Genomic DNA, 21451 nt, shown 5'->3' on the forward strand with positions numbered 1-21451 from the left:
AACAGCCGAAGCTATCTGATTGAGTCAACTCGTCGCATGAGGATTACTTTAACATAGATCAACATTGATTGCAACTGCTTCTTTCGCTATACATCTTCTTTCAGCCACTCAGTATAAAGTTGCTCTACTAAACGTACAGTATCTAAGGTCATTTTTTTAGTCATAACAGGACTTTCTGATAACTGCTTTTGGAGACAATCATTGACATGATCTACTTCAAAAACAAATTCACTATCAAACTCACCATTCAATACTTCTTGCCTCCCATCTTCATAGTAAATAATTGCCTGCTTCGTTTTCCAAAAATAAGGAATTTCTATACGGCCTGTTTCACCATAAACGATCATTTTACTTGGTATATTTATCTTCACTGAAATAAAAATATCTGCTAAAGCTTGATTGTGAAACTTTAAAGAAAGATTTACTTGGTCATCCGTGTCCCCTTTTTCCCTCGTAGAAGTGCCACGATATTCTTTAATTGACTGATCCAACACAAACTGCATGTACTGTAACGGATAGCTCCCTGACCCGTGTAATGTTCCACCTCCTGCTTCCAACGAATGAAACCAAGAGATATGATCAGTACTAGGATACGAAGTCACAGACTGCACCCAATGAACTTTGCCAATTTTATTTTGCTGGATTGCTTTTTTTATTTGAAAGCTGATTGGTAAAAAAACAGCCTTTTGCGCTTCCATCAAGAAGCAACCATTTTTTTCCGCTAAATCAAAAAGCTCTTCTGCTTGTGCCAGCTGCAACGTAAATGGTTTTTCAACTAAGACATGTTTATGACAGGTCAAGGCCATTTTCGCTGCTTCATAGTGTCCTTTATTATACGTTGCGACATAGACGATATCTATCTGTTCATCCTTACACAGCTCTTCATAGCTGCCATATGCTTGCGGTATATTCAATTTTTTTGCCATTTGTTCTGCTTTATCCAAACTTCTTGAAGCAATTGCTACCGCTTCTCCTATACTACTTTCGTTGATTCCTTTTACAAAACGGGGAACGATTTGAGCTGTACTTAAAATGCCATAACGGATTTTTTTCATTCTTATTCGACTCCTTTGTTTATACTATAGCGAGAAAATCTGAAAACTTCAAAAGGATTCTCCCTTGTCTACGTCTCTTTATCAAGAATCAAAAGAAAGAGGGGCTGAGACATAACTCTTTGAGTTATGTCTCAGCCCCTTAAAATTCGAATAACGATGGAAAAAGCAGCTACTACGTTACACTTCGATCAAATCAACTTCTAAGTGCTAAAGCACTATGATTTGAAGGCTTTGGGAATAAACCACTTTCGTCCCAATCTCACTCTTTCTTTCATCGTCAAAAAAGCATATTCGTGAATCATTTTGGCATGATTTCTACCCTATTTTTTTCAATCCGATGTTTACGAATATTTATGTATATCTTTACCTATGTACTACTCCCAAATTAACGAATACCAATACTTATTTTAAGTGCTTGGTTGACCTTCAGCATATCGTCTTCTTGCAACTGACAAATTTTGTGAAGAATTCGTTCTTTATCCAATGTTCGGATTTGTTCTAGTAATACCAATGACGGTGTCATTCGATCGTCATGAGGTATATCCACCTTGACTTGTGTTGGCTGCATTTTCTTATTCACATTCCTCGTAATAGGCGCAACAATCAACGTCGGACTAAATAAATTCCCCTTGTTATTTTGAATAATCAATACTGGTCTAATTCCTCCTTGCTCTGAACCAACAACAGGTGAGAGATTTGCATAAAAGATTTCTCCCCTTCGCATCATAATACTTTAATCACCCCTAACTAACAAAAACTTATTCTGTGTAAATTATATCATGCTTTTATAGAAAAATTTTTCAATATTTTGTGCCAACCCCTGAAAACTTTGATAAACTCTGTAAAAGCGAAGATTCTATGAGAGAAAAATATAAAATTTCCATTCCTGGAAAAACGTATATTATACAAAAAACAACATTTTATATATACTTAATTTATCTTTTAAATAATATAAACATCTGTTTTTACAACTAAAAAAATTATAGATCATTGTGTAAAGCCATGTTTTTTTAGGTTTAAAACTAAAAATAATAATGAAATTTAGAAACACAAAAATCTTTTATATTTTTGTATTTAGCCAAAAAAAAGGTTTCTTATTTAAATAATCTAATTAAAAAAATTTATAGTCACTTTATTAATCCACACTCTCAAAAAAACACCCTCATTGTTTTTTTACTTTTTTCTCATCTGAAATTTATAAAAAAGAAAGAAACCAGGACAAATTGCTTTCCTGATTTCTTTCTTTTTGACTATTTTATGGAAGTGAATCTTTTGAGTCAGCCTCATTATTGGAATTTTTTTCAGAAGATTTAGGGGCATAATTTGATGCGCCAGCTAAATTACCTAAACTGATATCTAATGTTACTGTATAGTCCAATGGTACATACAAATTATAGGCACTCATGCCTACAACCGTGCCTTTTGGCTCAGCTGAATCGACATATCTAACAGTGTATTGAATGTTCGCACCTTTTGATTGAAATTCATCATAAAATTGTTTTTGTAAATCTCCTTCTAATGTATTTCCTCTTAAATCTTTAATGTATGGCTGACCAGCAGAATAATAGACCTTTACTTTCAAATCATCTTTATTGGTCAACTGAGTTCCTGCTTCAACACTTTGAGAAATCAACTGGCCATACGGAACGTTGTTTGTAAAAACACTTTTGACTTGGACTGTCAGTCCTTCGACAGCTGTTCCAGCTTCTTCTTGTGTATAATCCGCAAAGTTTGGTACCATAAAGCCTTTCCCTAGAGACACAGTCACAGTTAAACTATCTTTTTTAGCCACTTTTTGATCTTTGGCAATACTTTGCGAAATGATACTGTCTGCTGGAATCTCTGCCGAACTAGCTTCTTCATACGTGACTTTTATCTCATTTGTCTTAGCCCAGCTTTCAACTTCCGTTTTCATTTTTTTCGTAAAATCCGGAACTGAAATATTTTTTTCAAATGTTTCTTTTCCTTTTGAATAGTACATATTCGCTTTATCTTTGCGTTTGTAGCTTTCCTTTGTGACTTCTTTATTGACAATTTCAAAGCGAGCAGGTTTCCCCTTTTCTAAGGTGTCACTATATTCATCAATAAGAGAGAGATTGTCTGCTTTGTTATCTTTGATCCATTTTTCTACTTCTGATTTTTTCATTGTCATAAAATCTGGCAATGTCAACTTTTCTTCTGGATCAGCACCTAAGCTTGACTCAACAGTTAATTCAGTTCCTTTTTTGATTTTACTCCCTTTTTCTGACTTTTGCGAAATCACTTTGTTCACTTCAATATCTTTACTGTAGCGAGAATCTACTTTTAATTTCAATTTATTTTCTGTCGCCCATGCTCGTGCTTCTGCTAGTTCCTTGCCAGTAAAATCAGGCAATTTAACATGGGTCATTTGATAATAACCAAAATATAAAAAACAAAGTGCCATCACGATTCCGATCCCTATCAGTAAAAATTTTCTTTTTCTTTTTTTATGGTAAGTTGGATCTATTTCTGTTTCATCCTCTGATTGGCTTCTACGAGTTTGAGTGGTCTCGTCTTCTATTTTAAAGGATGCTTTAGGAGCATTGTTTTTTGGTTGAGCAATAGCTGCTGGTCCTATTTTTGTTTGCTCTTCATTGGTTTTTTCGATTAATTGTTCATCTGAAGACGGTATTTCTGATTCTCGTTTCGTCACTTCATTCGTACCAGAATCATCCCGCAACTTTTTTTCTTTGGTATTATCATAATTCGATTTATTGAAATTAGATAAAAAATCACTCATTCAACATCAACTCACCTTGCTTAAGAAAATAGGTTTTATCTGACTGTTTTGCTATTTCATTCGAGTGGGTCACAACAATCACACATTTATTATGCGTTTCAGCCAAATCCTTAAAGATATCAACGATTTCTTGTTCCATACCTTCATCTAAATTTCCTGTTGGTTCATCAGCAAGGATAATATCAACGTTTGTGGCTAAAGCTCTGGCAATCGCTACACGCTGTTGCTCACCACCGGATAATTGTCCCACTAATCGATCTGCTTTGGCTTTATTGATGCCAATATAATCCAATAAGTTATAAGCCACTTCGCGATTGTCTTTGGGCATATCGTTATCTGTAATCGACATTGCCACCAAAACATTTTCTAAAGCAGTTAAATATGGAACTAAATTGTAGCTTTGAAAAATAATGCTGATATCATCTCTACGATATTTTTCTAACCCTATTTTTTTGATATTTTGACCTTTATATAAAACTTCACCAGATTTTGGTTCATCCAAGGCGCTGATCAATGAAAGAAAGGTCGTTTTTCCCGAACCAGATTGACCTAGAATCGTATAAAACTGCCCTTTTTCAAAATTAATCGATGTATCTTGTAAAATCATACGGCGTTTATCGCCATCTTGATAAAAGTAGCTTACGTTTTTTGTTTGTAAAATTGTCATATTGGTTTCCTCCTACATCATGATTTTCTTCGGATTTAACCGTAAGACATACGTCAAAGGTAAAACCGCAGATAATAGAACTGTACTTAATCCTGCAATCAAGAACGTCACGATATAGCTAATTGAGAATTTCACTTCATACGCACTGGAAACATCTTCTGTCGTTAATGTCGACATACTAGAATTGTTACCACCAATCATCATCGTGCCACCATTGCTAGCTGCATCACTGGTTTGTGAAAAAGCATCACTGGCAATCAAGGATTCAGAGACCATTTTCCCAAGAATATTCCCTGTAACTAAAGACAGACACATCGCTACTAGACTAATCAGCAACAATTCAATTAAAATCTGTTGCATGACTTTGGTTCTTGTTTCTCCTAAAGATAAATAAATTCCTAACTCATGTTTACGATCACGTAAAAAGAGAATAACAACTAATGAAATAATCAGTAGGGTCGCACCAATAGCTAAAAGTACTACATAGCCAGAAATTTGAGACATTTTTTTGAACGTTCCGCCGACTTGATCATATTGATCGGTCGATGCTGATAATTTGTACCCCTCTGGAATCAATGACTTCGCTTCTTCTTTGAAGGCTTCGACATCTTCTGGTGATTTTAGCACATATACAGGGATGATTTGATTCATATCTTCCATCGCCATTTCCGTTCCATCCGCTTTTTTATAGCGGTCTGGTACTAATTCTTTGCCTTTTTCAAATTCTACTTTGTTGATATTCATCACAGCATCATTTGGCATATAGATTGTGTTGAACTGCTCTGTTTCCATGAATTGCTCTTCGATCCCTTTTTGATCTTTGCCATCTGATTTTTTCTTTTCAACACTTGTCGGTTCAAAGATGCCAATAATCTCTACTGGATGATCTTGAGATGCTAACTCTTCTGTTGCCCCATCCTGTTTAAAATCCATGACTGAGCTATCTAAAACGACTTTATCTCCTACGTTAAACCCATTTGCTTCTGCTAATTTCTTTGAAATGATTGCAACGTCTTTACCACTGTTGATTTCGTCTTGTTTAAATGTTCGACCTTCAACCAGGTTTACTTTTTTATCCTTAAAATCCAATGGTTCAAGCAAGTTATTTCCTTTAAGACTCAACGTTTTAGGTATACCGCTCATCGTTGCAGCATTTTCCATTTCGTATGTTTTGATTTTTTTTACGAAAAGACTTGTTTTCACATTGTAGTCAAATTCTTTAACATAAGAAGATTCACCTAATTTTTTGATATCATCTACTTTTAACGCTGAAGGTGAAAATGATGTGCCTTCATCCATCATTTTTTGATAATCTAAATCCACACTGACTGTTGCACCTAAATCATGTTTGATTTTCTTTTCTACATTAGCAGTTGATTGCTGAATAGCGATTGATCCAGCAATAACATTGCCTAAAATAAAAATAACTGCAAATAAAATGACCGATTTTCCTTTTCTTCTTGTCACACTACATAGCGCTCGATTCCAATAGTTCATATATTCTTCCTTCCTACTTAACAACAATGAAGAAATGGCTTAGACAGATATCATCACGCTATTTAGTCAAGTCCACAACAAGCTTTGATATAAGCTAAATTTTTTCCTGTTCTACATTGTCTTTGATAAATGATAGTTTCCCACCATTCAATCCCCATAGTTCATCAACATACGCAGCAATCGATTTTGATTGAGAGCTGATGATGATACACTTATTTTCATTTTTTGCGTATATACGTATGTACTCCATGACCATGGCTAATGAAAGTTCACTTAACGATTCAAAAGGTTCATCGATCAAAACGATTTCAGGATCATTAATGATTGCTTTGGCCAAATAAACACGCTGTTGATTAGAAACAGATAACTTCTTGATTTTCAGATTTGCTACCTTTTCATCGATTCCTACTTTTTTTAGTGCCTCATAAAAATAAGCATTTCCTTTTGCGGCAGAGTTTGTTGTACATAGCTTGAGTGTGGTCAAAGCTGTTTCATTGGCAAGAACGTTGTACTGCTGGAAAATAGAACCTATTTCCTGCAAACGGTAATGATCACGATCGATTTCTTTAAGGTTGTCTTTTTTATAAAAAATCTCACCTGAGCTAACCTTGTCCAGACCTGCAATCAGTGCAAGTAAGGTTGTCTTTCCTGCTCCTGCTTTTCCTAAAATGCCATAAACCTTCCCTGGTGAACAATCAATCGTGATACCATTCAGCACAGTCACTTTACTTTTTTTATACGTATATACTATATTTTTAAGAGAGAGAATCATCGCTCGTCTAAGTTCCTTTCTAACAAAAATTCAATTGGTTCAAATTTGAAAAGCTTATAACTATCAATAACAATGATTGTTACCAAGAATAAGCTAGTAATCCCAAAAATGGTGATAAAAGACGGAGTATCTAACAACATAGGAATAGACATTATGGGGGCATTTTTTTCATTTGCAATAACACTAAATAGCTGATCAACATTCCCCATCAGTTGCTTTTGATTCAGTAATTGCCAATCTGCGATTGGTTGTACGAGTCGTCTTGCAATCATGAATGCTAAACTAAAGCTAAAAAATGTAACGATCATTAATTCAATCATCCAACTCTTGATCAATTGCTTTTGTGTTATTCCTATATTGCGCATGATATAGATTTCTGTTTGCCTTTGTTTAAACTTCCGCATTGAAAACAATGCCAAACCAAAGTTCCCAAAAATCACTAAACCTAAAAGAGTCGTTCCAGCTAGTGTTCCCATTCCATTAACGGGACTCAAAAGTAGGTTCATACTGACTTCATTCGTCATCACTTGATACTCATCTGGCAACCCTTTTGCTTTTATTTCTTTTAAAAATTTATCAAAAGCAGCCCCGCTTTTTAATTCATACGATATACTGTCATAACCTAAAAGATCATAATTTTCCATAGCATGCAAGGTTGCCAAATTCGTAAAAATATCATTCTTTTGAATTTTTACGATCTGACTTGCTTCATCCGATTGAACTGGTTCTTTTGATTGATACATTCCAGCAATCAGTAGTGTTTGTTGCTCAGTTGCTTCATTTCCTGTTAAATTCACTTGAATTGAATCACCTATTTTAAGTTGATTCAATTGAGCAAATTCACTACTGACTATGCATTCATTAAGTTTTAGATCAGCACTTCCTGTCTTGATCTCCATACCACTTTCGGTAAGTTCTTTTAAAAGATCTTCTGATTCAGCACCAAACCAATTAGCATTTGCTTTGTAGTCATTCTTTTCAATTGTGCTGCCTTCCATTTTTTGAAACTGAATGGTACTTGGAAGAGGGAGTGATTTTAACGTTTCAAATGATACTGGAACGTTACCGACCTGCTTCATTCCATTTACATACTTAGACTCTCCAAATTTGAGATACTGCTCTTTTGTTAGTTTTTTTTCATGCGGTAAATTACTTAAATCTGGTTCTAGAATCGTTACTACGATCATAAACTGCTTATTGTAATTTTTTGTAAATAATTTAGCAGAAGTATAGATGGTATTTGTAATTATTGTGCCTAAAATCAAAAGAAATAAAATGATACCGACTAGTAAATAATTCCAAATATGTCTTCTAAGATTTAAGAAAGCATGTTTAAAGACGAACATGTTCCTACTCTCCCCCTTTCTTGATACTACAATACCAAACCAATTGTTAACTGAATGTTAACTTTCAGCTATTTTGGGAAATGATAGATAAAAAGTAGATCCTTGATTTTTTTTACTTTCAACATAAACAAAGCCTTGGCACAAGTCACAAACATGTGACACAACGGACAAGCCAATGCCATAACCATCTTGCTTCAATCCGTTGATCCGATAATTATGATTAAAAATAGTTGCATGGACTTTGGGATCGATTCCTTTGCCAAAGTCTTTAATCTCTACAATAATACTACCTTTTCGGTTATTGACAGAAACTTCTATAGGTTTGCCATCACCATATTTTATTGCGTTGTCCACTAAATTTGAGACAGCCCGATAAATCCAACGATTTTTGCCTAAAATCAAGGTTGATTCGATTTCATCAAAGTAAAAGGTGAGATTGGGATAGCTTTTACGATACGCATCACAAACTTCCGCGCAAATCAACGAGACATCAACCTGTTCACTCATCGCTTCTTCTGTACTGTTTGAAAGTGTCAAAATATCATCGATACTATCAGTCAAGCGATCTAGAATATGCAAATTCCTGTTTTCATCTTGTTCTAATTCTAAATTAGCTCTCAAAATCGCAATAGCATTTTTCTGTTCATGTGTAAGATAACTACTGAGCCTTTTATAATCGTCTAGATTGCCATCAAATTTCTCTTTTAACTGTTTAAATGCTTTAGCAACTGATCTATCTTCAACCTGTTCTTCTGAGAATTTTTCTAAAAACTGTAAATCGTGAATGATCGAGACCATTTGTTTTGTATAAATCCGTCGTAAAACAAACCATAATGTCATGGTCAACACTAAAATAGCCGAGCAAACTGCTAAAATAACCATTGGTAAATACTTCAATAAACCATTTAAGTAAATGTTATCTAGTGCTTCTGTACTAACCAACTCAGAGGCTTTAAGTTCAATTGTCTCAGCAGGTTGTGCAACTGGTTTAGTTGCATCGTTGACAACATAAACAGCTGAGCCAATTGACTGACCTATATTAAGCGAGCTCCAGTTACTTTTCACTGCAAAAAAACCACCACTAAGAATCAACATGACAAAAAAAGCAAAGGCCAATACTGTTAAACTAATTTTAAAATTTACTCGCATAATTGGTATCCTTTCGATCGAATCGTTTTAAGCAACTCTTTTCCGGAAGCTTCGGCAAGTTGTTTCTTTAATCGAGCAAGGTGAACGCGTAAAACAGAAGAGAACGGATCAAAGTTTTCATCATAGACATGCTCAGCTATCTCTTCTGTAGAAACTACTGCTGGATGTTGTTGTGCGATACATAACAAAATATCGAACTCTTTGGGTTTCAATACCACTTCTGTGTCATCATAGCGTACAAAACGTTTCACTGGATCGATCATTAACTGATTGATTTTTATGTAAGGTGAAGTTCGTCCGTGGAAACGCCGAATAACCGCCCGAATACGGGCAACCAATTCCAATAACTCAAATGGTTTCACCAAATAATCATCCGCTCCAAAATCAAGACCTTTCGCTCTTTCTTCAATTTCATCTCTAGCTGTAATAATAATGATTGGGCTATTGATATTGGATTCTCTTAAAAAGTTTAAAATTGATAATCCGTCTTTATCAGGCAAATTCAAGTCCAACAAAATAGCATCATACCTATTTACATAAGCTTTTTCTTCTCCCTCCATGCCAGAAAATGCCAGATCTACCAAGAACTTTTCCCGCTCTAAGCCCTTTTGAACAGACATTGCCAGTTCACGATTATCCTCAATAATTAAAATTCTCATCTCATTCGTTCCTCTCTAAGTTGACTGACGGTCTCATGATAGTTATCTCATAAGATACTATAATTAAGAATGATTTGTCTATGTTTCATTTTTCTAAGCTAAAATAAAATAACAAAAAAACACCACTCGAACTGGATACTTCCAAAGACGAGCAATGCTTTTTTTTATTTATCAAATTTTATACCTCATTTAAAATACTAGCAACTTTAGTTGTGATCAAATCAATAGCTACATGATTTTCTCCACCTTCTGGAACGATTATATCTGCGTAACGTTTCGTTGGTTCAATAAATTGGTGATACATTGGTTTTACTACTGTCAAATACTGTTCAATAACAGAGTCTAACGTTCGACCTCGCTCTTCCATGTCCCGTTTAATTCTGCGGATAATGCGGATGTCATCGTCTGTGTCCACGTATAATTTAATATCCATCAGTTCTCTCAAACGAGTATCTTCCAAAATCAGAATGCCTTCTAAAATGATGACTTCTTTTGGTTCTTGCACGATAATGTCTGAACTTCTTGTATGCGCAACATAGTCATACACTGGTTTTTCAATCGGTTGATAATCTATCAATTGCTGTAAATGCTCAATCAGTAAATCCGTATCGAACGCAAATGGATGATCATAATTGGTTGATAATCTTTCTTCAAAACTCAAATGGCTCTGGTCTTTATAATAAGAATCTTGTTCCAACATCATGATAGAATGATTGGGAAACTGATTGAAAATCGCCCGACTGACACTCGTTTTCCCACTTCCTGAACCACCAGTAACACCAATCACGATTGGTTGAGTATTTTTCATTCAACGAAACCTCTCTCTTATCTGTAATAGTCATAATAACCTTTTTCTATTATAATAGAAACGAGCGAGAAAGCTACAATTTTATCTATTTATTTTTTAAAGTTGTTCATTTAGTAGATACGTTTGTCAGAAAGGAAAAAATAGCATGACCATTAGAGAAATCAAAAAAATTCAACCAAGGCATTATGACTTATTATTACTAGCTGATCCTCAGAGACGTTTAGTGGACGATTATTTACAACGTGGTTTTTGTTTTGAACTGGTTTCAAATAAGACAATAACTGGTATTCTGGTCTTACTTCCGACCAGACCAGAAACATTGGAAATCGTCAATATTGCTGTGTCCGAAAACAATCAAGGTCAAGGTCTGGGTGAAAAACTGATTCGCTTTGCATTAGCTTATGCCTCTAGTAATCAGTATAAAACCGTCGAGATTGGTACTGGTAGTACTAGTTTCGGCCAATTATACCTTTATCAGAAATGTGGATTTCGCATGACGAGTATCGATCATGACTTTTTTCTCCGTCATTACGAAGAAGAAATTGTTGAAAATAAACTTATTTTGAAAGATATGGTTCGATTAAGTTTAGATCTATAAAAGTAAAAACAGTGACCAAGATGTTGAAAAAACGTCTTGGTTACTGTTTTTTTATTATTCCAATACACTAAAAATATCGTCTAAACGACTGATTTCATAGGTTGGCTGAATAGTTGGTACCGTTGATTGCTTGGTTGGATTTAGCCAAAGTGTTTGAATGTTCGCTTGGTTTCCTCCTTGAATATCTGAAACCAAGGAATCCCCAATAATCATTGTTTTTTCTCGGTCAAAACTAGGAATTCGCTCAAAAACATAATCAAAATATTCTTTCATCGGTTTTTGATACCCAACTTCTTCTGAAACGAAAATATCATTAAAAAATGAGGTCATGTTAGAATCATTCAATCGTTGATATTGTGTTTTGGCGATACCATTTGTCACAATATACAAATCATACTCTGAGTGGAGACGCTCAATAATTTCTTTACTATTCCCTAACAAATCATGTCCTTGGCTTAAATGATGACGATACTGTTCTCCCATTTTTTTCCCGTCAACATGCTTATTCAGCCGTTCAAATAGTAAACTAAAACGAGTATCCGTGACCGTCTCTTTATTTATTTTTCCTTGCTCAAATTCGCGCCATAATTGACTATTGATTTTTTTATAGGTCGCTTCTATTTCATCTGTCAAAAAGAGTCCCTCTTCTTGAAAAAGTGCTTGTAAAGCTTTTTTTTCTGTTAATTGAAAATCTAGCAATGTATCATCTACATCAAATAATAATGTTTTAAATTTCATCTTCTACACTCTTTTCTTTTTTATGAATAGTAAAATAAGGCAATAAAGCCTGTAATTCCGATTGGTTTAAAGGACGGTATTCTCCTAAAGAAAGTGTTGAATCTAACTGGATCGGTCCCATCGATACTCGTTTTAGGTGAATAACTTTTTTTCCTACCGCTAAAAACATTTTTTTGACCTGATGGAATTTTCCTTCTGTAATATCCAAATAGGCATGACTCTCATCTTTTTTTGAAGATAGAATCGTTAGCGTTGCTGACTTACATTTTTTTCCATCAGAAAAGACAATACCTTCAGAAAAAGCCTGACAGTCTAACGCTGTTAATTCTTCATTCACGGTGACTTCATAACGCTTTGAGACTTTTTTATGAGGCAATAATAATTGGTAGCCCAACTGACCATTATCTGTTAGTAATAACAATCCTTCTGTGTCACGATCTAAACGTCCTACTGGATATAGTCCTACTCTTTGATCATTTTTCTCAATTAAGTCGATCACCGTTTGATGTTTAGCATCTTTGACTGCTGTCACAACGCCTTGAGGCTTATTCAGCATATAGTAGACATGGGTTTTTTGCTGAATTTTTGTATCTCCAACAAAAATATTTTGTAAAGCAGCATCTACGTTTAGACTTTCATTCATAATGATCTGTCCATCCACAGTCACTTGTTTACTGCGAATCAAGGCTTTGACTTTTCTTCTAGACCCGATTTTCTCATGTTCCAATAATTTATCTAAACGCATTCCTTCTCCTCATTTCAATTAATATTTTAGTATAAACTGTATCGAATGAAAAGCAAACAAGTTTAAAAATGGTATAATTATATCAGATCAAACTTTAAGTAAAAATTAAAAGACGTCTCTTCTTTCTCCACTTCCCTTGACTTAAGTTTAGATTCGCGTTATGGTTGATATAGAAAGTGAATAAGGTTTCTCAAAAACAGCGTAATGACCTGGGAGAGAATAAGGTATCATATGGAATTTTCCCCTGGATAATTGTGCACAATTATTCGGGATTTTTTGTTTTTGCAGTATGTTTCTGTAAAAGCTACTTGTTCGTTTTATATCTGAACAGGATAACCCTAGCTAAGTTTAAGCTTTTACATGTTTACCATAAACGTCAGCAAAACTCCTTTTTTCCATCATGTTGCGTTTTGTAGATAACCAAATATGAATTCATTTTGATTTATCTAGCTTCACAAGTTCGTCTCTTAAACATCTGAGACTAAACAAGCTTGTCCAGCTTTTAAATTTTAAGGAGGATTTAGGTTATGTCAGTATCATTAGAAGTTAAAGAAAGAGCTGTCCGTCCACGTTCACTAAGAAATCAACTACGTCACACTGGTCAAGTTCCTGCCGTTGTTTATGGGTTTGAAATGGAAAGCACTCCAGTTTCCGTTGATGAAAAAGAATTAACAAAAGTTTTGCGCGATAATGGTGTTAATGCTGTTATTACAATGAATGTTGGCGGTAAAAAAATCAACACATTGATGTATAAAGCGCAATTAGATACGTTTACAAGTAAAATCAAACACGTTGAATTTTTAGCTGTAAACATGAAAGAAGCAACAGAAGTAGAAGCTGAAATCGTTCTTGTTGGTGAATCTGAAGGTGTTAAAGTTGGCGGGGAGTTAACGCAAAACTTATACAATGTTTTAGTTTCAGCTACACCAGATAAATTACCAGAGCGTGTAGAAGTTGACATTACTAAACTTGCGATTGGTGACGCGATTACTGTCGCTGATTTACCAAAAAATAAAGATTATGATATCATTACTGATGGCGAAGAACAAATCGTAGCCGTTACAGAAGCTAAATCAGCAACTGAAGAAAGCACAGAAGAAGCAACAGAACCTACAGTAATTGGTGAAAAACCAGAATAAACACTCAATTAATATAGATTTAAAGAGGCAAGGTCTTTTGACCTTGTCTTCTTTTGATTACCGATCAAAAATTGTTTTTTGAGCTTTATAGTTGCTTTTTTTCGTGAAACATCACAGAAGCGAGTTTTGTCTAAATGAGGTATACTATTGATATTAGATAGATAGAGGGGGTCAAAAAAATGGTTGAAAGTTTTGATAGTGAACGTAGTCGTTATGCCTCTCTAGGTGTGGTTGAGAGCTTGCCTAGTGCTTTAATTGACAGTATCTGGTTAATTATTGATTTGGATTTAAAAGGAGTTATTCCGCTTACGAATATGCTTTATTTTGATTTGATCGATAATGGTGGAAAAGTAACTGTTCATTTTTCACAGGAAATAAGCGACGTTCAAATGGCCGTTGACTTGCCTTTCCCTTATTCTGAAGAGTATCCATCTCAAGTTTTCGCTTTTGATGATGGCAATAAAGAAACGATTTTGCTTCCCGCAGAAATGTTGGAATAGCAAAAATCCTCCAATAACTCATTAGTTTAAAATGGGACCGAGACATAAACGTTTCGCTCCGAGAGCTAAGAAGGAACTCACGATAATTGGTACCTATTTGGTGTTCTTCAAAATTTTGTATCGAGGCATGAGTTATTCTACATCAACTCATGCCTCGGTGTGTGTCACTGCAATTTCGGCTTATTTCCGTAGCCTCCAAATTTTAGTTCTTTAGCAATTCACGGAAATAAAAAAGAGTGCGGGACAATAGTCAGAAAAAAATCTGATTATTGCCCCACACTCTTTTTTCTATTACGCCATTCGTTTCGCAATAAATGAATAGATTGCTATACAGATAACGGCACCGATCAACGCTGAGATAATTGGAAAACCACCGATGACTGGTCCAATGTTGTTTAATAGCATTGTACCTACCCAACTTCCGATAAATCCGACAATAATATTACCGATCACACCACCAGGTACATCTTTACCTAAAATCGCTCCGGCAATGGCACCTAGCACACCACCGACAATCAATGACCAAATAAAACTTAGCATATTCGTTTCCTCCTCTGATTTGATTTTGTGTGTTTATTATTCCAACGTACGTACATTACTCTCGTTATTTTTATCTTCTTCGTTCTCATCTTTTTTCTTGTTTTCGAATTTCTCTGCGTATTGCTCTTTCGTCATGATATCATCAACATTCATATTAAACTCAATAACATCAAGTCCTGTCATGTTCTTCACTTCTTCTGCAACTTTTTTCGTTGCTGTATCAAATACTTGAGCAATATTTTTTCCATATTCCCCAATTACATCTAAATCAATGGCCACTTGTTTTGTTCCAACTTCTGCGCTGATTCCTTTAGTTGGATTGTTTCCATTTGTAAATTTGTCGGTTAAGTTTGTAATGGCATTTCCGCTCAATCCTAAAATACCAGGAATTTCTGATACGGCGATACCAGCAATTTTTTTCACGACTTGATCGTCAAATGTTAATTTCGTTTTGATGCCATTTGCGTTTGTTCCTTCAGTTGTGTTTCCATTTGCTTTGTTATCCATTTTCTTCTCAACCTTTCTGATTTTAATTCAATATATTTTTATCTTTCAAAAAAAGCTCGTATAGAAGCTATAATTGAAGAGATAGAACGTTTTTCATCTTGCATTTTACCAATCAAATAACCGATTGCAGTTAAAGCAATTAGTAAAACTGTTTTCCAAAAGCCAATTGTCATAAACAAGATAGCTGTTAAGACAAAAAGACCTGTAAATATAATTTGATTGCGGTAAGGAGCCATTATCATTCGATTTTTCATTATGCTTCCTCCTTTAAACCACACGAGATTCTTTCTTACCACTTGGCAGTAAGGCTGACTCTTCCTTTTTCTTTTTGAAAATGATCTTCGTTTTATTTGTCTCGATCATTGCCATATTTTGTAATGCTTGCGGGATCAATTCTTGCATTTGTTTCCCTTTACTTAAAAGATGTTGTTGTTTTTCATCCGCTATCATCACTTCTACATTTGCTGTCTGTCTCTTTGTCAACCTTACTTTCACCTGTGTATCATTGCTATCAACAATTTTGCGTAATGAAGATTTGGCTATTGACTCCATTGTATTCAACGGTATATTTACCTGACCGACGTCTTTTTTTATCTGTATTTGTTTTTTAGTGATTGGTTTGAATAAAACCATTAAAAACATCAAAAACAATACAGCTAATAGTCCAAAAAGGACAACTTGATAAAAGTAAAACAACCAATCAAATTGAAATAGTAAATTATTGAAAAAAGTACTTATAACACCTAGATCCAGCATTTGAGAATACAAACCGGCGATCCCAAAAATACCAGCTATTAACAGTAAAGAGACCAGTCCTTTGATCACTCGCATCGTTTTCTCCCTCCAATATTGTTTACTCTTTTTCTATAGTTTCTTCCTGTCTATACATTTTATGTTAAACTCATTATCCAACAATTACAAAAGATACGCATGCTCTTTTCCGCTCCCTGAATTTATTACCGACAGCTCACCTTCTATAAATACTCGTATGAATACAATCAGCATCTTTTTTCAACTACAAAAAAAGCAAGTTGACTTCTGAGAAAATTCTCTTATAAGTCAACTTGCTTTTCAATTTTTTTCAAATGTTATTCAACATAAGCTAAACGATATGAAATAGTCCGTCCAAACGGAAAAACTTGTAACTCTTTTAATCTATCGGATTTTAAATAGCCGATTGCACCTTGATAAAGAGGCAATACAGCTGCATCTTTTTCGATAAGTGTTTCTTCTAGTTCTTTCAATTTATCCCAACGTTTTTCTGGTTCATTTGCTAAAGTGATTCTGGCATCGTTCAATCCTTTATCATATTCAGGATTGTTGTATCCGGCAGTATTCAACCCGCTCTTAGAATCATAAAATTCTAAGAAATTGATTGGATCAGCATAATCTGGTGTCCAAGTGCCAAAAACTAAATCAAAATCACTCGCTGTTTGTAAGTCTAAACGATTTTGCAATGGAACAGATTTTAATGTAATTTTTAAGCCTGGTAGATTTTGTTGTAACTGTCCTTGGACATATTCGATCGTCTTTTTCGCAAGCGCTGAATCAGCTGAAAGCAATTCTAATTCAATTTCATCTTTGCCTAACTCTTTCTTCGCTGTTTCCCAGCTTTTTTGAGCCGCTTTTAAATCGAATGGTAGAAAATCACCATTTTCTTTTCGGAAATCTTCACCTGTCTCAGGATCTTTTGCAAAATCTTTTGGCACAAAACCATTGATTGCAGTCGAGCCATCTCCTAATATATCTTTGGCAAAGGTCTCTTTATCGATCCCTTGTAAAATTGCTTTACGAACGTTAACATTTCCCGTTACTTCTCGTTTATGATTTGGGCTTAAATAGCCAACCATTGCTTTAGGGGTAAAATGAGCTTGAGGTGAATCTTTGTATTGCAATGCATACGTATCTGCTAAAACAGTATAATCTAAATCACCTGCATCGAACAGATTTGTTCCTGTACCAATTTCTTTCACTACTTGAACATCTATCGTATCTAATTTGACATTTTTTTGATCCCAATAATCTTTATTTTTCGTTAACTTCCAATTTTCTGTATTGCCATCCCAACCAGAAATCACGAACGGACCATTTCCTACAAAATTATCTGCAGAAGTCCCATAAGCTTCGCCTTTTTCTTTGACAAATTTTTCATTTTTGGGCATAAATGGCGTTCCTACTAAAACTTGCGCTAAATAAGGAATTGGGTATTCCAACGTCATTTCTAACGTTTGATCATCAATAGCTTTTACCCCTAGTTCATCTAGTTTAGCTTGTCCTTCACGAATTTTCCGACCATTTTTGAAAACATCCATTTGGTTACTACTACTTGAACCAAAGCTTGGGTCAACAACATTTCTAAATGCAGAAACAAAGTCGCCGGCTATAACAGGATCACCGTTACTCCATTTTGTCTCTTTTAATTTGAATGTATACACTAATCCATCGTCACTAACAGTCGGTTCGCTTGCGGCAACTGCTAATTCTGGATCATGATTTTTGTCCATCCGATAAAGCCCTTCAACAACCTGACCGATCATATCAGAACTGTACACATCTGTATAATGCGCACTATCCAGAGTCGATAATTCCCCACCAGAAGCAACTTTGATCACTTGTTGTGTTGTTTTATCACTATCTGTTTTTTCACCAGATGAACTTGTTCCTTTCCCTCCGCTACAAGCTGTCAATAACAAACTAGCTGCCAAAACAAAAATACCAAACTTTTTCTTCATTACCTAATTCCTCCTCTTTTTAAAAGCTGAACTGAACACTTAGTCCTTGAGTAATTTAGACTACCAACTTACGGTCGTTTTTGACTTTCAGGTGATTTAGCTAATTATCGTGGTGCTTATTCTGTAAAGCTAGATAATTTATAATTCTTCAACGACATAACGAAAAACAGCCATTTCTTGTTCTGAATGATCATAAGCAAAATCAGGATGCCACTGCACCCCTAAAAATGATAGATTTGGATCTTCACTTTCTATCCCTTCAATGATACCATCCTCACTAAAAGCTGTGACTTTTAGTTTATCAGCCAACTTTTTTACGGCTTGAAAATGAAACGAATTGACGGTTGTTTTTTCACCATAAACTTTACGTAAAATACTCCTGTCCTCTGTATGGATCATATGAGTCGGAATTTCTCTAGATACGGGTACCTGCATATGGGAAAATTGGTTATTGTTTATGTGACTGATCTCTTGGTATAGACTACCGCCAAATGCCACATTGACCAACTGTAAGCCACGACAAACTGCAAAAATCGGTTTTTTTTGCGCAACAGCTTCTTCAATCAGTGCTAATTCAAATTGATCTCTTTCTTCTGATAATGAAGCTTCCTCAACTTGAATCTCTTCTCCATATAATCTTGGCGATACATTTTGTCCGCCAGCTAAAATCAGCTTATCAATTTGAGCGATATACTCCTTAGCCAAATCTGGAGACCCAACTGGCAAAAGCAACGGTAAACCGCCAGCCAATTGGACTGCTTTTACATAACCACAAGGAGTATAGCTGATTGGTAAATGATACAATCGAGCTCCTGCATCTTCAATTTCATTTGCTGCAATCCCAATAATCGGTCGCCTCAATCGACACCACTCCTTTTTACTTTCCGACAATAATTGTACATAGTTTATCAGATATATATGTGAAAGGATAGTATAAATAGAAACGGTGCGATAGTTTTTCGCTATCGCCATTTACTTACTTTTTAACAGTAAACAACTAATTCTATTTTACCTCAACTTTACTTAATCAGTAACTTTTATGCTTAAAGATCACTATTTTCTGAATTTTCTAAACCTAGACTTATTGACAAGAAGAAAAACTGGTGGTAAAGTTATACAAAACAAAGAACAGAAGAGTACCTTTATTTTTTCTAAAAGAGAGTCTTTGGCTGGTGGAAAAAGACAAAAAAATAAAGCGAACCACATCTGGGAGTTAACTTTTTGAATGGATTAGTAGGAAAGTTCGGGTATGCCCGTTACAGCTTTAGAAGTCTATGACTTCATGAGGTTATCGTTGCGAGACGATAATGAAAAAAGGTGGAACCACGATTTTACGTCCTTTGGCTTAATTGCCAAAGGACTTTTTGTTTTTCATCATGCAGCATTGTTGCAACCTGCAATGAACAATAGGTTTCAATGATACACAATACCAAGAGCACCTTAAAGGTAACTTTCTTTTTAGTAATTTTACAAGTACAAATTTAAATACGACTAAATCACATAAACAGAACAAGTACTCAATTGACCACTTCCTGACAGAGACTTTTTTATTCGCTGAGAGAAAAAGCTGGAAACCATTGATGAACACATCTGTTTCAGACATTTTCTGAATCAAGTAAGAAGGTGCGGTATTCTCCGTTATCAGAAAAGAATCTTTAGCTGAGCTAAAGATTCCATGAGGTTAATCCTGTGAGGGATTAACAAATTGAGGTGGAACCACGATTATTTCGTCCTCTTGGCTAATTAGTCAAGAGGACTTTTTTGTTTATTCTTACAAAAAATCAAAAACTGGAGGAAAAACTATGGACTACATTTTAGAAATCATGCCGGCTTTACTAGACGGTGCAATCATGACATTGAAAGTATTTATTTTTACACTATTGGGCTCGATTCCCCTTGGGATTTTAGTAGCATTTGCCTTGCAAACCAATTTTAAACCATTAAATTTTCTGATCAATATCTACATTTGGTTAATGCGGGGAACACCGTTATTACTACAACTTATTTTTGTTTTTTATGGTTTACCATTGATTGGAATCGTTTTTGAACGCTATGATGCAGCGCTATTTGCATTCATTTTGAATTATGCAGCATATTTTGCAGAAATTTTCAGAGGTGGTATTCAATCGATTCCAGAAGGACAATATGAAGCAGCAAAAGTTTTGCGTTTAACACGATTTCAGACAGTCTCACGAATTATTTTACCTCAAGTAATCAAAGTCGTATTGCCATCTATTGGAAATGAAGTAATTAATTTAGTCAAAGATACTTCTTTGATTTATGTGCTCGGTTTAGGAGATTTATTACGAGCAGGAAAAATTGCGATGAGTCGTGATGTAAGTTTACTGCCGTTAGTTTTGGTTGGCGTTATCTACCTATTATTAACTGCAATTTTGACTCTAGCTTCGAAAAAATTAGAAAAACACTACCAATATTATAAATAAAAGAATAACTATTACCATATATCATATCTAGCTTCGCAGACTAGACTCTAGGAAAAAAGATAAAAATCGAGTGAGACAAGAAGCGTCTCAATCAATTTTCCCTATTTTTCTATGAGACTGAGCAAGCCGCTACGCTTTTAAATTTAGGAGGAAAATTATGTTACTAATTAAAAATTTGACCAAAAGCTTTGATGGTCGTCGGATCATCGATCAATTGAATTTAGAAATTAAAGATGGTGAGATTCTAACGATCGTGGGACCATCTGGTGGTGGGAAAACAACGTTATTACGCTGCCTAGCGGGCCTAGAAACGATTGATTCTGGCGAACTTATAATGGATGGCGTTCCTTTTAATCCTGTTGAAATGGACAATGCCGATCAAGTTGTTGGGATCGTTTTTCAAGATTTCCAATTATTTCCTCACCTTTCTGTACTGGATAATGTCACTTTAGCTCCCATTCTCGCCTTAAAGCAAACAAGAGAAGCTAGCGAGGTAGAAGCGATCGATCTACTAACAAAATTTGGATTAGGTGGAAAAGAAAATCTTTATCCTTACCAATTATCAGGAGGTCAAAAACAACGAGTCGCACTAGCACGAGCTCTGGCTATGAAGCCGAAAGTTTTAGGTTATGACGAACCCACTAGTGCTCTTGACCCTGAACTTCGCCAACAAGTTGAAGAAGTGATTTTAACACTTAAAGCGCAAGGGATGACACAAATCGTTGTAACTCACGATATGAATTTTGCTGAAAATATTGCCGATAACTTACTAACTGTGAAACCAGTTCAGTAGA

At 35.0% G+C, this 21451-nt stretch carries 23 protein-coding genes and 2 other annotated features; of the genes, 5 read left to right on the forward strand and 18 right to left on the reverse strand.

What is annotated here, in order from left to right; genetic code table 11:
* Positions 1-86: 86 nt before the first annotated feature.
* The 10 genes from AC4BB7_RS14650 to udk all read right to left on the reverse strand — a co-directional run bounded on the left by AC4BB7_RS14650 (position 87) and on the right by udk (position 10714).
* Positions 87-1055 carry a Gfo/Idh/MocA family protein gene (locus AC4BB7_RS14650; protein ID WP_490483515.1) on the reverse strand — a complete coding sequence of 323 codons (969 nt, stop codon included), beginning with the start codon at positions 1053-1055 and terminating at the stop codon, positions 87-89.
* Positions 1056-1440: 385 nt separating this feature from the next.
* Positions 1441-1782 (reverse strand): type II toxin-antitoxin system PemK/MazF family toxin, encoded by a 342-nt coding sequence (locus tag AC4BB7_RS14655; protein ID WP_025873157.1) that lies wholly within the window; start codon positions 1780-1782, stop codon positions 1441-1443.
* 528 nt (positions 1783-2310) lie between these two features.
* On the reverse strand, positions 2311-3816 hold the full coding sequence (locus AC4BB7_RS14660) for a PASTA domain-containing protein (RefSeq protein WP_490483516.1): 1506 nt from the start codon (positions 3814-3816) through the stop codon (positions 2311-2313).
* Positions 3809-4483 carry an ABC transporter ATP-binding protein gene (locus AC4BB7_RS14665; protein WP_086314206.1) on the reverse strand — a complete coding sequence of 225 codons (675 nt, stop codon included), beginning with the start codon at positions 4481-4483 and terminating at the stop codon, positions 3809-3811. Before AC4BB7_RS14665 ends, AC4BB7_RS14660 begins: the two co-directional genes overlap by 8 nt.
* Positions 4484-4495: 12 nt before the next feature.
* The gene (locus AC4BB7_RS14670; RefSeq protein ID WP_490483517.1) at positions 4496-5980 is read right to left on the reverse strand and encodes an ABC transporter permease; all 1485 of its coding nucleotides are present in this window, start codon (positions 5978-5980) and stop codon (positions 4496-4498) included.
* A gap of 94 nt (positions 5981-6074) precedes the next feature.
* Positions 6075-6698 carry an ATP-binding cassette domain-containing protein gene (locus AC4BB7_RS14675; protein WP_490483518.1) on the reverse strand — a complete coding sequence of 208 codons (624 nt, stop codon included), beginning with the start codon at positions 6696-6698 and terminating at the stop codon, positions 6075-6077.
* A 50-nt stretch (positions 6699-6748) separates the two neighbouring features.
* Entirely contained in the window at positions 6749-8098 is a 1350-nt protein-coding gene (locus AC4BB7_RS14680) for an ABC transporter permease (protein WP_490483519.1), read from the reverse strand.
* Positions 8099-8155: 57 nt separating this feature from the next.
* Positions 8156-9247, reverse strand: coding sequence for a sensor histidine kinase (locus AC4BB7_RS14685; RefSeq protein ID WP_490483520.1), 1092 nt, complete (start codon positions 9245-9247; stop codon positions 8156-8158).
* The gene (locus tag AC4BB7_RS14690; protein WP_490483521.1) at positions 9238-9906 is read right to left on the reverse strand and encodes a response regulator transcription factor; all 669 of its coding nucleotides are present in this window, start codon (positions 9904-9906) and stop codon (positions 9238-9240) included. Before AC4BB7_RS14690 ends, AC4BB7_RS14685 begins: the two co-directional genes overlap by 10 nt.
* Positions 9907-10084: 178 nt before the next feature.
* Positions 10085-10714, reverse strand: a complete 630-nt coding sequence (gene udk / locus AC4BB7_RS14695; protein WP_086314212.1) for a uridine kinase — start codon at positions 10712-10714, stop codon at positions 10085-10087.
* A 145-nt stretch (positions 10715-10859) separates the two neighbouring features.
* Here udk and AC4BB7_RS14700 point away from each other — a divergent pair, with 145 nt between their 5' ends.
* A complete protein-coding gene (locus AC4BB7_RS14700; protein WP_086314213.1) occupies positions 10860-11312 on the forward strand; it encodes a GNAT family N-acetyltransferase in 453 nt (150 codons plus the stop codon).
* A 54-nt stretch (positions 11313-11366) separates the two neighbouring features.
* Here the strand turns inward: AC4BB7_RS14700 and AC4BB7_RS14705 are convergent, their stop codons facing one another.
* The gene (locus AC4BB7_RS14705) at positions 11367-12050 is read right to left on the reverse strand and encodes a YjjG family noncanonical pyrimidine nucleotidase (protein WP_086314214.1); all 684 of its coding nucleotides are present in this window, start codon (positions 12048-12050) and stop codon (positions 11367-11369) included.
* Entirely contained in the window at positions 12040-12795 is a 756-nt protein-coding gene (locus AC4BB7_RS14710) for a 16S rRNA pseudouridine(516) synthase (protein ID WP_490483522.1), read from the reverse strand. The genes AC4BB7_RS14705 and AC4BB7_RS14710 overlap by 11 nt, the downstream gene beginning before the upstream one ends.
* Positions 12796-13322: 527 nt before the next feature.
* Here AC4BB7_RS14710 and AC4BB7_RS14715 point away from each other — a divergent pair.
* Together AC4BB7_RS14715 and AC4BB7_RS14720 are read left to right on the forward strand one after the other, a co-directional pair.
* On the forward strand, positions 13323-13934 hold the full coding sequence (locus AC4BB7_RS14715; protein ID WP_086314216.1) for a 50S ribosomal protein L25/general stress protein Ctc: 612 nt from the start codon (positions 13323-13325) through the stop codon (positions 13932-13934).
* Positions 13935-14113: 179 nt separating this feature from the next.
* Positions 14114-14434: a DUF960 domain-containing protein gene (locus AC4BB7_RS14720; protein WP_069646433.1), complete on the forward strand. Its 321-nt coding sequence runs from the start codon at positions 14114-14116 to the stop codon at positions 14432-14434.
* A 291-nt stretch (positions 14435-14725) separates the two neighbouring features.
* On the opposite strand, the gene AC4BB7_RS14725 is transcribed toward AC4BB7_RS14720, so the two are convergent.
* From AC4BB7_RS14725 to AC4BB7_RS14750, 6 genes are all read right to left on the reverse strand, one after another.
* On the reverse strand, positions 14726-14974 hold the full coding sequence (locus AC4BB7_RS14725) for a GlsB/YeaQ/YmgE family stress response membrane protein (protein WP_490483523.1): 249 nt from the start codon (positions 14972-14974) through the stop codon (positions 14726-14728).
* A gap of 36 nt (positions 14975-15010) precedes the next feature.
* A complete protein-coding gene (locus tag AC4BB7_RS14730; RefSeq protein ID WP_086314218.1) occupies positions 15011-15481 on the reverse strand; it encodes an Asp23/Gls24 family envelope stress response protein in 471 nt (156 codons plus the stop codon).
* A gap of 38 nt (positions 15482-15519) precedes the next feature.
* Positions 15520-15735: a DUF2273 domain-containing protein gene (locus tag AC4BB7_RS14735; RefSeq protein ID WP_490483524.1), complete on the reverse strand. Its 216-nt coding sequence runs from the start codon at positions 15733-15735 to the stop codon at positions 15520-15522.
* Between the two features lie 13 nt (positions 15736-15748).
* Entirely contained in the window at positions 15749-16312 is a 564-nt protein-coding gene (gene amaP / locus AC4BB7_RS14740) for an alkaline shock response membrane anchor protein AmaP (RefSeq protein WP_490483525.1), read from the reverse strand.
* A gap of 257 nt (positions 16313-16569) precedes the next feature.
* A complete protein-coding gene (locus tag AC4BB7_RS14745) occupies positions 16570-18213 on the reverse strand; it encodes a peptide ABC transporter substrate-binding protein (RefSeq protein ID WP_490483526.1) in 1644 nt (547 codons plus the stop codon).
* A gap of 138 nt (positions 18214-18351) precedes the next feature.
* A complete protein-coding gene (locus AC4BB7_RS14750; protein WP_490483527.1) occupies positions 18352-19074 on the reverse strand; it encodes a gamma-glutamyl-gamma-aminobutyrate hydrolase family protein in 723 nt (240 codons plus the stop codon).
* Positions 19075-19328: 254 nt separating this feature from the next.
* Positions 19329-19557, forward strand: a binding site (T-box leader).
* A gap of 147 nt (positions 19558-19704) precedes the next feature.
* Positions 19705-19951 (forward strand) — a binding site (T-box leader).
* Positions 19952-20015: 64 nt separating this feature from the next.
* Between AC4BB7_RS14750 and AC4BB7_RS14755 the strand changes: the two genes are divergently transcribed.
* Both AC4BB7_RS14755 and AC4BB7_RS14760 read left to right on the forward strand, forming a co-directional pair.
* Positions 20016-20657, forward strand: coding sequence for an amino acid ABC transporter permease (locus AC4BB7_RS14755; RefSeq protein WP_490483528.1), 642 nt, complete (start codon positions 20016-20018; stop codon positions 20655-20657).
* Positions 20658-20814: 157 nt separating this feature from the next.
* Positions 20815-21450, forward strand: a complete 636-nt coding sequence (locus tag AC4BB7_RS14760) for an amino acid ABC transporter ATP-binding protein (protein ID WP_086314224.1) — start codon at positions 20815-20817, stop codon at positions 21448-21450.
* Position 21451 lies beyond the last annotated feature (1 nt).

The organism is Enterococcus sp. AAFC-DPL-5182 (assembly GCF_058216605.1).